Here is a 12,804-nt window from a genome sequence, read left to right as displayed (position 1 = left end):
AACGATCAATGATTGGCGGATGGAAGCGCCGGATCTCCCATCCCTGGCGAAAGCACTTCTTTCGCCACTGGCTGAAGGGTTTTTCCCGGCGCGGGTGGAAGCCCTTGGTTCTCCACCATGGGCTCAAATGCCTGGTCTTGCGGCAATGGCGCCTGGCTGCCTGAGGCGAGATATGTTCCCGACACCAGGAAGACCATCAGCACCGAATCCAGAATATCATGGCCGATCAGGATGCCGGTCATTCCGGCGCAGAGATAGGTGATCACCGCGATGACAATCATGGTGGCGCCGAACCGCTCGATCGGATCGCTGCTGTTCCGCAGCACCAGGGCGGCATTCCTGGCGGCAACCACAAAGATCGCCGCCAGCGCCACGGCGCCTAGGATGCCTGCCTGCACCAGGGCGGTCAGGAAGCCGTTGTGGAAATGATTGAAGCCCAGCGACAACGCGAATTGGTTCTGGAAGCCATGGCTTATCAAGAGCTGCGTCGCACCCACCCCATGCCCGAGCAAGGGCATCTCGCGGAATGCCTTGAGGCCGATCTGCCAAAGGGCGACGCGTATTCCCACCGAAGTGTTGTAGTCGCCGTGGCTGCCAAGCGCGCTCAAGTCGGAGCGGAGGAAGTCGAGGCGCCCGGATATTGTCTGGAAGCCGAAAGCGGCGATGACGATGCCGACCGCCACCACCATCAGCAGCAGGCGAACGACATTGCGCCCTCTCACCCTATGCTGGTTGATCAGCAGAACGGCGATGCCGGCGATCAGCAGCGCCACCCAGATGATGCGGGTGCCGGAGTAGACGATGGCGATCGTTCCGCCAAGCGCCGCGCAAATGAGGGCGATCCTGTGCCTCTCGACCCCCGACAGGGCGCCGGCCACACAGACCATAACCGCAAGGCACAGGACCTCTGCAAACACGATTGCATTCCCGGCCCCGCCCTCGGCGCGGATACCAAGCCGATATTGCTGGAAGGCCGCCAGCAGCAGCGCGGCAAAGCAGGCCGCCATGCTGCAGAGCACGATAATGCGGACGAGCGTTGTTTTCTGCGTGATGCTCCAGGTCGAGTAGGAAACGGGAAAAAACAGGAAGGTGATGAGCGGGATCAGATGCGATGCATCCCTGGCGATCGCGTTGTTGACGATGGAAGCCGCGAGATTGGCCGCGCAATAGGCATAGAACGCAGCCGTCAGCGCCATCATCGCCGGGTCGACATTGAAGCGTCTTTTCTTCAGGGCGATCAACAGGACGGACGACAGGCCGCCACCATTGAACACGAAGCTGACCACCGATCCCAGAACGGGTGGAAAAAAGAAACAAAGAATGGAGAAGTAGATATTGATCTGCGAAGGCGTGAATTGCCTTTTTATGGACGAAAGCGCGTTCAATTTTGGGCTCGCTGTTTTCGAGAAGCTTTATGCGGCACATCTTGTCTGGTGGAACCGAATGTGCGCGCCTCGAAATTGCCCATGCTTCAAGACGCATCTTGCCGCTTCCGGTGGTGATATAGCGGCTGGGCGCCTTTTTCGATAGTATGCTTGGTCGATTACCACTGAAAATAGGGCAACCGCCGCGATCGATGGGAGGGGGTCCCGGAGCGTCGACCCGCCAGCTTTCTCCAGGCAATATTTTTCCTGCGTTTCCTCAGCCGGGGAGATGGCAAGCAGAAATTTCCGAATTCTGGCGGAACCATGGAAAATTCATTCTCGAACCGACAGCTGCCCGGCTCGTCTTGCATTGTTCTGGGCCGCGCCGATCTGCTAGAACGCCCGCACGAAACACTTTGTCCAGAAGCGAAGCTTGAACCGGGCGCAAAAACCCGATGATTTGACGCAAGGTCTTCTGTCGGAAGCACGAGAGAACGCTCACAGTCCATGACAATAGCGCTTACGCATCTGCAGCGGCTTGAAGCCGAGTCCATTCACATATTCCGCGAGGTTGCGGCCGCCTTCACCAAGCCGGTCATGCTCTATTCGGTCGGCAAGGATTCATCCGTGCTGATGCACCTGGCGATGAAGGCTTTTTATCCTGCCAAGCCACCATTCCCGTTTCTCCATGTCGACACCACCTGGAAGTTCCGCGAGATGATCGCTTTTCGCGATCAGATGGCGCAGAAGCTCGGCTTCGATCTCCTGGTCCATGTCAACGAAGACGGCGTGCGCGACAACATCAATCCGTTCGATCATGGGTCCAACACCCACACCCATGTGATGAAGACCGTGGCGCTACGTCAGGCACTCGACAAATACGGTTTCGATGCCGCTTTCGGCGGCGCCCGTCGCGACGAGGAGAAGTCACGCGCCAAGGAGCGCATATTCTCCTTCCGCAACGCCCAGCATGTGTGGGATCCGAAGAACCAGCGGCCCGAAATGTGGAAGATATTCAACACCCGCATCGCTTCGGGGGAATCGATCCGCGTCTTTCCGTTGTCGAACTGGACCGAGCTCGACATCTGGCAGTACATCCTGCAGGAGAATATCCCCATCGTGCCGCTCTATTTCGCCAAGCAGCGGCCGGTCGTGGAACGCGACGGCATGCTGATCCTCAAGGACGACGAGCGCATGAAATTGCTCCCCGGCGAGGTCGTGGAGGACCGGCTGGTGCGCTTCCGCACGCTTGGCTGCTATCCGCTGACCGGCGCCATCGAGTCGGATGCCGACACGCTCGAGGCCATCGTCGGCGAGATGCTGACGGCACGCACCTCCGAACGGCAAGGTCGCCTGATCGACCGTGATGAAGCCGGGTCGATGGAAAAGAAGAAGCGCGAGGGGTATTTCTGACCATGCGCCACATCATGGCAAAGAGCCTCGCCCCGACCGACGGTGTCCGCGACTATCTGGCCGCGCAGGAGAAGAAGTCGCTGCTGCGCTTCCTGACCTGCGGTTCGGTCGATGACGGCAAGTCGACGCTGATCGGCCGCCTGCTGTCCGACACCAAGCAGATCTTCGAGGACCAGCTCGCCGCGCTCGAACGCGATTCGCGCAAGCATGGCACGACCGGTGACGACATCGATTTCGCGCTGCTGGTCGATGGGCTGGAGGCCGAGCGCGAGCAAGGCATCACCATCGACGTCGCCTACCGCTTCTTTGCCACGCCGAAGCGCAAATTCATCGTCGCCGACACGCCCGGCCACGAACAATATACCCGCAACATGGCGACTGGCGCCTCGACCGCCGACCTGGCGATCGTGCTGATCGATGCCCGGCAGGGTGTGCTGCGCCAGACCAGGCGCCATTCGATCATCGCCTCGCTGCTCGGCATCCGCCACATCGTGCTGGCGGTCAACAAGATCGATCTTGTCGATTTCGACCACGCGGTCTTCGACCGGATCGTCGAAGACTACCGGCAATTCTCGCGCGATCTCGGCTTTCAGACCATCGAGCCGATCCCGATGTCGGCTCGCTATGGCGACAACGTCAGCCGCCGCTCCGAGAACATGCAATGGTATTCCGGCCCGACGCTGATCGAGCATCTTGAGACCGTCTCGGTCGAAGAGGCGGCCGTCGAATTGCCGTTCCGTTTTCCGGTGCAGTATGTCAATCGCCCCAATCTCGACTTTCGCGGCTTTGCCGGCACGATCGCGTCCGGCTCCATTGCGCAGGGCGACGAAGTCGTCGTCGCCAAATCCGGCAAGTCGTCGCATGTCAAACGCATCGTCGCTTACGGTGGCGATCTCCAACAGGCGGTGGCCGGCCAGGCCGTCACGCTCGTCCTCGACGACGAGGTCGAGGTCTCCAGAGGCAATATGCTGGTTTCACCGGCCACCCGGCCGCAGGTCGCCGATCAGTTCGCCGCCAACATCGTCTGGTTCGACGAGCATGCCCTGCTGCCGGGCCGCTCCTATATCCTGCGCACCGAAACCGACCAGACCAGCGCCACCGTTACCGATCTCAAATACCGCATCAACGTCAACGACTTCGCCCATGAGGCTGCCAAGTCGCTTGAAATGAACGAAGTCGGTATCTGCAACATCTCGACGCGGGCGCCGATCGCCTTCGACCCTTTTGCCGAGAACCGCACTACCGGCGCCTTCATCCTGATCGACCGGATCAGCAATGCGACGGTTGGCGCCGGCATGATCGTGCACTCGCTGCGCCGGGCCGAAAATATCCATTGGCAGTCGCTCGATGTCGGCAAGCGCGTGCGCGCCGACATGAAGAACCAGCGGCCGGCTGTGTTCTGGTTCACCGGGCTTTCGGGTTCCGGCAAGTCGACCATCGCCAACCTGTTCGAGAAGAAGCTGTTCGCCACCGGCCGCCACACTTATATCCTGGACGGCGACAATGTCCGTCACGGTCTCAACCGCGATCTCGGTTTCACCGACGCCGACCGCGTCGAGAACATCCGGCGCGTCGCCGAGGTGGCCAAGCTCATGGCTGACGCCGGTTTGATCGTCATCGTGTCCTTCATTTCGCCGTTTAGCGCCGAGCGGCGCATGGCGAGGGAGCTGATGGCCGACGGTGAGTTCATCGAGGTATTTGTCGACACACCTTTCGAGGAATGCGCCCGGCGTGATCCGAAGGGCCTCTATGCTCGCGCGCTGAATGGCGAGATCAAGAACTTCACCGGCGTCGATTCGCCTTATGAAGCGCCGGAGAAACCGGAAATCCATCTGAAGACGCTCGGCAAATCGGCTGAAGTGATGGTAGATACACTGGAACACTGGCTGAACGAGCGTGACATTGCCGAAGACCAATATGACAGCGGCGGCGGCATCTGACGACAGGCTGATGCTCGAGACCTTCGAGCGGCTGGCCCTGGCGGCCGGGCGCGAGGTCATGCGCGTGTTCCACGCCGGCTGTGCGGTCGACCAGAAATCCGACGCCTCGCCGGTAACCGAGGCGGACCGCGAGAGCGAGAAGATCATTCTCGCCGGCCTGCGCAGCGCATTTCCCGACATTCCCTGTGTGGCCGAGGAGGAAGCAGCGGCTGGCGTCATGCCGGCCGAACTTGGCGATGCCTTCTTCCTTATCGATCCGCTCGACGGCACCAAGGAATTCGTCAACCGCCGCACCGATTTCACCGTCAACATCGCGCTTGTGCGCCATGGCGTGCCGGAAGTCGGCGTCGTCTTCGCGCCTTGCACCGGCCGCTTCTTTTCCGGCTTGCCGGGCAGGGCGGAAGCTCTCGAAGTCGACGGCGATTACCAGATCGTCGCGCGCCGGCCGATCTCGGTGAGGACGGCGGCGGTACCGCTGGCCGTGGTGGCCAGCCGCTCCCACAACACGCCGGAAACCGAGGCCTATATTCGCGACCTCGGCGCCGCCGAGATCGTCTCGGTCGGATCGTCCCTGAAATTCTGCCTTCTCGCCAGCGCCGAGGCGGATGTCTATCCGCGTTTCGGCCGCACCATGGAATGGGACACCGCGGCCGGCGATGCGGTGCTGCGGGCTGCCGGCGGCACGACGCGCACGCTGGACGGAAAGCACTTGGCCTATGGCAAGCGCAATCAAGCCGATGACGCGGATTTCGCCAATCCGCATTTCATCGCCAGCGGCAGGGCAGGGGCGAGCCCCGCCTGAGAACTGCCGATTAGCCGAGACTTGCAGCTTACTCGGCTGCGGCCTGCGCCGAGTTGGAGCCGATATAGTTGCGGATCGTCTCGATGATCCGGTCCTGGTCGGCTTCGCTGAGATAGGGGTGCATCGGCAGGCACAGGATTCGCTTTGGCAGGTCCTCCGAGACGGCAAGACCGGTTGGCGTGCGCGGGTAGTCGCGATAGGCGACCTGGTCGTGCAGCGGCTTGACGTAGTAGATGACCGACGGAATGCCCTTTTCACTCAGATGCGCCCTCAGGCCGTCGCGCTTGGGCGTCTCGATCGCGTATTGCGCCCAGGCCGAACGGCTGCCGTCCAGGTTGCGGGCGGCCGTGACGATATCGCCAAGCCCTTCGGCGTAGCGCTTTGCCACCGCCTGGCGGGCAACCATCTCGTCTTCCAGGATGGCGAGCTTTTCGATCAGGATCGCCGCCTGCAGCGTGTCGAGCCGCGAATTGATGCCGACGCGGATGTTGTCATATTGCGTCTCGCCCTTGCCGTGGAAGGCGAAGGAACGCAGCTTGTCGGCCAGCGCACCGTCGTTGGTGAACATGGCGCCGCCGTCACCGTAGCAGCCAAGCGGCTTGGCCGGATAGAAGCTGGTCGAGCCGACATGGCCGAAGGCACCGCACATCTTGTCGCCAAGCGATCCGCCCATGGACTGGGCGGCGTCCTCGATCACCAACAGCCCTTCGCGGTTGGCGATCGCCATGATGGCATCGTAATCGGCGGCAAGGCCGAACAGGTCGACAGGGATGATCGCCTTCGGCTTCAGCCGACCTTCCTTCTTGACCATGGCGATCGCCGCCTCGAGGCTGGCGATATCGATATTGTAGGTTGCCGGATCGACATCGACGAAGACGGGCTCCGCCTTGGCCAGCGCCACCACTTCGGCGGTGGCGGCGAAAGTGAAGCTCGGCACGAACACCGCGTCACCCGGGCCGATGCCGGCGGCAAACAGCGGCAGCAGCAGCGCGTCGGTGCCGTTAGCGCAGGCCACGACATGCTTGGTGCCGACATAGGCGGCAAGCTTGTTTTCGAATTCGGTGACCTGCGGCCCCAGTATATAGCGGCCCTCGTCGACGACACGGTCGATGGCGACCCTCAGCCGGTCGCGGATTCGTTCGCGCTGCGCGCCAAGATCGATGAACTGCATGTCGGCCTCAAAAACAGTTTAGCCAGGCGATTTAGCCAGATAACGGGCCGCTGGTACCAGAGTTGCGCCTGTCGAGAAAGCCGGGCAGGCGGAGCCGTAAATTGCGGAGTTGTCGCAGTCCGTTACCTGTATTCCCGGCCTATGTCAGCCAGATGCCGGGAATCCGGGCTTTGTCGGGCGCTATTGCGCCTTTATAGCCCCATGGTTCGATCTTGCGAAACATAAAGTGATCGACCGGTTCAATCCGAGCGGTGCTCAGGCGATCTCATGCCGCCAGGGCGGGTTGGCGCCGGCGCGCGACACGGTCACCGCCGCCGCCTTGGCGCCGAGCGCCAGCGCCTTACGGATGGCGTCCTGCGACAGTCCGGCGATTGCCGCCTTCGTCAGCAGGCCCTGTTCGTGCAGGGAGGCGAGGATGCCGGCGTTGAACGTGTCGCCCGCACCGACCGTATCGACCACCTCGACCTTCTCCGGCATCACGGTGACGGCGTGGTCCTTGGTGTAGCCGACGGCGCCTTCGCTGCCATGGGTGACGACGATCAGCTTCGGGCCGCGGTCGAGCCAGTTGCGCACGACATCCTCGTGCGAACCCGCTTCGCCAAACCAGTTCAGGTCCTCGTCCGAGAGTTTCACGATGTCGGCCATCGCCATCATGGCGCGGATGCGCCGGAGATGCTTTGCCTTGTCCGGAATGAAGTTCGGCCGGATGTTGGGATCGAGCATCATGACGCGGCTCTCATGCTCGCGCTTCATGAACGCCTCATAGGCGCTGCCGGCCGGCTCCGAAATCAGGCTGATGGCGCCGAACAGCATGGCCTCGATCTCGCCGCCCAGCGTCGGCAGGTCGTCGATGGTCAGCATGCGCCCAGCGGTGTTCTCGTCGTAGAATGTGTAGGTCGCCTGGCCATTGTCCAGCCGCACGAACGCAAGCGTGGTCGGGCGAGGGGAGGTGTGCGCATAGGTGGAACTAACCTTGCTCGCCCCCAGCGCGTCGCGGAACTGGCCGCCGAAAAGATCCGACGACAGGCCCGAAAAGAAGCCTGCCGGCGCGCCGAGGCGGCCAAGCGCGATCGCGGAATTGAACACGGCGCCGCCGACATAGGGCGCAAAGGCCGGCTCACCCTGCGTCGTGGTGCGCGGCAGCATGTCGATCAGGGCTTCGCCGCAGCAGAGGATCATGGCTTCCTGGTCTCCGGCGGATAGATCACGCCCTTGCGGATGATGATGTTGGCGTAAAGCCGCGGCTCGCTTGTAGCGACGATGGCATGCGCCGATTTGACCCGTGCATAGAAGTCGGCGCCGGCCAGCGCAACCACCTTGCGGCCCGGCGCGCGCCTGGCACAGATCGCCTCGATCTCGTGATGGACGGGGTCGGCAAGCGACGGATCGCCCTTCACGGAGGCGCGAAACAGCGCCTCAGCTACTGCGTTGTCGACCGGAAGGATACTGAGGATGGCATCGAGCACCGGGATGAGCGGATGGCCATCGGCCCGGATGAGGCGTCGTGCGTGCTCTTCGGCCGGATAATTTCCGTCGACAAGGGCGATCTCGTCGCCGTGGCCCATGGCGCGCAATGTCGACAAAAGGTCTGGACCGAGCAGCGCCGGGATCCCGATCAGCATTCAGGCGCTCCTGGAAATCGTCGTCGAGCCGATCAGGAAACGTTCGGAAAGCGGCAGGCTGGCGCCGCCGAGCGCGCGGGCATGGATGCCGACGGTTCCTTCGCGAACGGCGGGAAGTTTCAGGCCTTCGCCATCGATTGCCGCAACGGCGTCGACGACGGCATCGACCAGCCGGCGGCGCACCGCCTTCGGCATCCAGCCGTCGATCACCGCCGCCTCGAAATCGATGACAGAGGATGCAGCCACGATAGCATAGGCAAGCGCCCGCGCGGCGCTGGCGATCCAGTCGTCGAGCTCGCCGCCGATCTCGCCCCAGTCCTCGGGCGAGGTCCACAGATGCGAGGCCTCGACGCCACGATCATTGAGCGCCTTTTCCAGCATGGCGATCGAGGCCACGTCGATCAACTGGGTCGGCATTCCGTCCGGGCCCGGCACAGGCATGGAGCCGAGCGCGCCGGCGTTGCCGGTCGGGCCGCCGAACAGCCGGCCGTTGAGGACGATGCCGCCGCCGGCGAAGGCGCCGATGTAGAAATAGACGAAATCACGCGCTCCGCCCGCCTGGCCGAAAACGAGTTCGGCGCCGCAGGCCGAGGTGGCGTCGTTCTGCAGATAGACCGGAAAATCGCACTGCGCCTGGATGTCGGCCTTGATGTCGCGGTGGCGCCATTCGTCCATGACGTCGCGCGGCGCGCCGGCGGTGTCGGCCCAGTTCCAGAGTTCGAACGGCATGGCGATGCCGAGCCCGGCAATGCGCTTGTCCTGCTCGGGTTTCAATTCGCCGCGCATCTTCTTCATGCCTGATGTGACGAACTCGACCGTCTCGCGCGGTGCCGGATAGCGATAGGAGTGCTGCAGCATCGAGCGCACATGCCCAAGAAAATCGATCAGCACGAGTTCCGCGCTGCGGCGGCCGATCTTGAGGCCGATGAAGAAGGCACCTTCGGGATTGAGTGCCATGGGGATGGAGGGCTGGCCGATCTTGCCGCGCAACGGTGCCTGGCGGACGAGCAGGCCTTCTTCCTCGAGTTCGCGCATGATGACCGAAACCGTCTGCGCCGAAAGTCCGGTCATGCGGGCGATGTCGGACTTCGCCAGGCTGCCATGCTGCCGCACCAGCGAGAGCACCAGCCGCTCGTTGTGGTCGCGCATGCCGCTCTGGTTGGTGCCGCGGTGAATAAGGCTGTCATTCGCATCGGGCGAACCATGCCTCGCAGTGGCGGTCTCCACCCTGTTCCTCCCGTCGTTTCCCCACAATGCTTTTGGGCCAGAATGAGCGAGTGAAGCAAGGCTGTCAATAATAAATAAGAGTGATTTAATTATTGACAGACGCTTCGCTCTGGTATCTGTTTGGGTCGAGCGTCCACGCTGGGAAGAGCTTGTCAGGATGCTCTGCGGATGCCGGTTGGCCGGCTCCGATATGGTCTACTGGGAGGAAGTCATGGGTAAATGGAATATTCTGAAGGCGGCCGTCGCCGGCCTTGCCTTTTACAGCGCGATGGCCACGGCCTCGCATGCGGCCGATATTGTCGGCCTGATCACCAAGACCGAAGGCAATCCGTTCTTCGTCAAGATGCGCGAGGGCGCGCAGGCCAAGGCCAAGGAACTCGGCCTGACGCTGCAGACCTTTGCCGGCAAGTTCGACGGCGACAATGACAGCCAGGTCGCTGCCATCGAGAACCTGATCTCGGCCGGTGCCAAGGGCTTCGCCATCGTGCCGAGCGATTCCAGCGCCATCGTGCCGACCATCAAGAAGGCGCGCGACGCCGGCCTGCTGGTCATCGTGCTCGACACGCCGCTCGATCCGATCGACGCCGCCGACGCGACCTTCGCCACGGACAATTTCAAGGCCGGCGAGCTGATCGGCCAGTGGGCAAAGGGCACGCTCGGCGACAAGGCATCGAGCGCCAAGATCGCGTTCCTCGACCTTGCCACCAACCAGCCGACCGTCGACTATCTGCGCGACCAGGGTTTCATGAAGGGCTTCGGCATCGACATCAAGGACCCGAAGAAATACGGCGACGAGGCCGACGCGCGCATTTGCGGCCATGAAATGACGGGTGGCGCCGAGGACGGCGGACGCACCGCCATGGAGACCTTGCTGCAGAAATGCCCTGACGTGAGCGTTATGTACACGATCAACGAACCGGCGGCGGCGGGCGGCTATCAGGCGCTCAAGGCTGCCGGCAAGGACGACGGCTCCGTGCTGGTGGTGTCGATCGACGGCGGTTGCCCGGGCGTCAAGAACGTCGCGGCTGGCGTGATTGGTGCGACCTCGCAGCAATACCCGCTGAAGATGGCGGCCATGGCCATGGAAGCGATCGAGAAATTCGCCAAGACCGGCGAAAAGCCGAAGCCCACGCCCGGCAAGGAATTCTTCGACACCGGCGCGACCCTGATTACCGACAAACCGGTCACCGGCGTCGAATCGATCGATACCAAGAAGGGCCTCGAACTCTGCTGGGGCTGATGCCTTCCTAAGACCCGCAAGAAGGGTTTAAACTCCAACGGAAAGGGCGGCCGTGGCCGCTCTTTCCCGAAACACGGGATCCTTGGGAGGGGATTGTAGATGAGCGACGACACAACCGGTTCGGCGGTCGCCGAACGCGGCCTCCAGGGCAGCGATCAGTCGGTGGCGAGTTTCGACGAGGATCGCCGCTCCAGCCTGAAGAGCCTGCAGAGGTTCCTGCACGAATATCCGACAGCAATCCCCTTCATTGTGCTCGTCGTCGGCGTCCTGATTTTTTCGGTCGCGGCCGGGGGGCGGTTCTTTGCGCCGTTCAATCTGTCACTCGTTCTCCAGCAGGTCACCATCATCGCCTTCCTGGGCATTGCCCAGACCCTGGTCATCCTGACCGCCGGCATCGATCTGTCGGTTGGCGCGATGATGGTGCTGTCGTCCATCGTCATGGGCCGGTTGACCGTCACTTTCGGCGTCCCGGTCGAAATCGCCTTTGTCCTGGGAATGCTGACAGGGCTGCTCTGCGGTCTTATCAACGGCGTCCTGGTTGCCATCATCAAGCTGCCGCCCTTTATCGTCACGCTCGGAACCTGGAGCGTCTACGGTGCCATGGTCATCTATGTTTCGCACTCCGAGACGGTGAGGGCGCAGGACATCGAGACCATGGGGCCGCTGCTGCAATGGCTCGGCCATACGATCAGGCTGGGCGGCGGAGCCGTGCTGACCTATGGCACCATTGCCATGATCATCACGGCCGCCCTCATCTGGTACGTGCTCAACCGCACCGCATTCGGCCGCCATGTCTATGCAACCGGCGACGATGACGAGGCTGCCCGCCTTGCCGGCATCAACACGCGCGGCGTCTACATTGCCGTCTACACGATTGCCGGCTTCATCTGCGCCATCGCCAGTTGGGCGCTCATAGGCCGCATCGGCGCGGCAAGCCCGCTCGGCAACCAGACCGCAAATCTGGATGCGATCACCGCGGTGGTGATCGGCGGCACGTCGCTGTTCGGCGGCCGCGGCTCGATCGTCGGCACGCTGTTCGGCGCGCTTATCGTCGGCGTCTTCCGCAACGGCCTGGCGCTGGCGGGCGTCGACTCGCTCTGGCAGGAATTCACCGTCGGCATCCTCATCATCCTCGCCGTCACCATCGACCAGTGGATCAGGAAGATTTCGGCATGAGCACCCAACCCGTTCCGCAGGCTCCCATCCTTCAGGCAAAAGCCCTCAACAAGCGCTACGGCAGGGTGGTGGCGCTCGACAATGCCGATTTCGACCTGATGCCGGCCGAAATCCTCGCCGTCATCGGCGACAATGGCGCCGGCAAATCGACACTGGTCAAGGCGCTGTGCGGTGCGGTGATACCCGATTCCGGCACGATCGAACTTGACGGCAAGCCGGTCCATTTCCGCTCGCCGATCGAAGCCCGCATGGCCGGGATCGAAACGGTCTACCAGAACCTCGCGCTGTCGCCGGCGCTCTCCATCGCCGACAACATGTTCCTCGGCCGCGAGATCCGCAAACCCGGCTTTGTCGGGCAATGGCTGCGCAGGCTCGACCGCTCGGCGATGCAGCGGATCGCCCGTGAAAAACTGTCCGACCTTGGGCTGATGACCATCCAGAACATCAACCAGTCGGTCGAAACCCTATCGGGCGGCCAGCGCCAGGGCGTGGCCGTGGCGCGCGCCGCCGCTTTCGGCAGCCGCGTCATCATTATGGACGAACCGACGGCAGCCCTTGGCGTCAAGGAAAGCCGCCGCGTGCTCGAACTGATCCTCGACGTCAAGAAGCGCGGCCTGCCGATCGTGCTGATCTCCCACAACATGCCGCATGTCTTCGAGGTGGCGGACCGCATCCACATCCATCGCCTCGGCCGTCGCCTCGCCGTCATCGATCCCAAGCAATACACTATGTCGGATGCCGTCGCTTTCATGACCGGCGCGAAGGCACCTCCAGAGGCCGCGCTGGCGGCCTGACTGTCAAATTGCCGCAGGGTAAGCCGGCGGCGGCGCATCTAAATCGATTGAATGT

The 12,804-nt window shown here is 62.6% G+C and carries 11 protein-coding genes; 6 read left to right on the top strand and 5 right to left on the bottom strand.

Annotated features, from left to right (window positions below; genetic code table 11):
- Positions 1-5: 5 nt before the first annotated feature.
- Complete coding sequence (locus tag MESOP_RS27000; RefSeq protein WP_245264985.1) at positions 6-1,286, bottom strand: O-antigen ligase family protein; 1,281 nt, start codon at positions 1,284-1,286, stop codon at positions 6-8.
- A 585-nt stretch (positions 1,287-1,871) separates the two neighbouring features.
- On the opposite strand from MESOP_RS27000, the gene cysD reads away from it, so the two are divergent.
- The 3 genes from cysD to cysQ are packed head-to-tail and all read left to right on the top strand — an operon-like array spanning position 1,872 to position 5,519.
- Positions 1,872-2,777: a sulfate adenylyltransferase subunit CysD gene (gene cysD / locus MESOP_RS26995; protein ID WP_013896517.1), complete on the top strand. Its 906-nt coding sequence runs from the start codon at positions 1,872-1,874 to the stop codon at positions 2,775-2,777.
- A gap of 2 nt (positions 2,778-2,779) precedes the next feature.
- On the top strand, positions 2,780-4,717 hold the full coding sequence (cysN, locus tag MESOP_RS26990) for a sulfate adenylyltransferase subunit CysN (RefSeq protein ID WP_013896516.1): 1,938 nt from the start codon (positions 2,780-2,782) through the stop codon (positions 4,715-4,717).
- 10 nt (positions 4,718-4,727) lie between these two features.
- On the top strand, positions 4,728-5,519 hold the full coding sequence (gene cysQ / locus MESOP_RS26985) for a 3'(2'),5'-bisphosphate nucleotidase CysQ (RefSeq protein WP_041165030.1): 792 nt from the start codon (positions 4,728-4,730) through the stop codon (positions 5,517-5,519).
- 28 nt (positions 5,520-5,547) lie between these two features.
- Here the strand turns inward: cysQ and MESOP_RS26980 are convergent, their stop codons facing one another.
- The 4 genes from MESOP_RS26980 to MESOP_RS26965 all read right to left on the bottom strand — a co-directional run bounded on the left by MESOP_RS26980 (position 5,548) and on the right by MESOP_RS26965 (position 9,539).
- Positions 5,548-6,690, bottom strand: coding sequence for a DegT/DnrJ/EryC1/StrS family aminotransferase (locus tag MESOP_RS26980; RefSeq protein ID WP_013896514.1), 1,143 nt, complete (start codon positions 6,688-6,690; stop codon positions 5,548-5,550).
- 255 nt (positions 6,691-6,945) lie between these two features.
- Positions 6,946-7,869, bottom strand: coding sequence for a carbohydrate kinase family protein (locus tag MESOP_RS26975; RefSeq protein WP_013896513.1), 924 nt, complete (start codon positions 7,867-7,869; stop codon positions 6,946-6,948).
- Positions 7,866-8,312, bottom strand: a complete 447-nt coding sequence (locus MESOP_RS26970; protein ID WP_013896512.1) for an RbsD/FucU family protein — start codon at positions 8,310-8,312, stop codon at positions 7,866-7,868. Before MESOP_RS26970 ends, MESOP_RS26975 begins: the two co-directional genes overlap by 4 nt.
- On the bottom strand, positions 8,313-9,539 hold the full coding sequence (locus MESOP_RS26965; RefSeq protein ID WP_013896511.1) for an ROK family transcriptional regulator: 1,227 nt from the start codon (positions 9,537-9,539) through the stop codon (positions 8,313-8,315). It lies immediately after the preceding gene.
- 211 nt (positions 9,540-9,750) lie between these two features.
- Between MESOP_RS26965 and MESOP_RS26960 the strand changes: the two genes are divergently transcribed.
- The 3 genes from MESOP_RS26960 (at position 9,751) to MESOP_RS26950 (ending at position 12,749) form a co-directional block, all read left to right on the top strand.
- The gene (locus MESOP_RS26960) at positions 9,751-10,779 is read left to right on the top strand and encodes a sugar ABC transporter substrate-binding protein (protein ID WP_041165029.1); all 1,029 of its coding nucleotides are present in this window, start codon (positions 9,751-9,753) and stop codon (positions 10,777-10,779) included.
- 99 nt (positions 10,780-10,878) lie between these two features.
- Positions 10,879-11,955 carry an ABC transporter permease gene (locus MESOP_RS26955; protein ID WP_013896509.1) on the top strand — a complete coding sequence of 359 codons (1,077 nt, stop codon included), beginning with the start codon at positions 10,879-10,881 and terminating at the stop codon, positions 11,953-11,955.
- Positions 11,952-12,749 (top strand): ATP-binding cassette domain-containing protein, encoded by a 798-nt coding sequence (locus MESOP_RS26950; RefSeq protein WP_013896508.1) that lies wholly within the window; start codon positions 11,952-11,954, stop codon positions 12,747-12,749. The genes MESOP_RS26955 and MESOP_RS26950 overlap by 4 nt, the downstream gene beginning before the upstream one ends.
- Positions 12,750-12,804: the final 55 nt, after the last annotated feature.

Source organism: Mesorhizobium opportunistum WSM2075 (genome assembly GCF_000176035.2).
GTDB lineage: Bacteria > Pseudomonadota > Alphaproteobacteria > Rhizobiales > Rhizobiaceae > Mesorhizobium > Mesorhizobium opportunistum.
The sequence above is the reverse complement of the archived record's forward strand: the minus strand, read 5'-3'. Positions and strand labels throughout refer to the sequence as shown.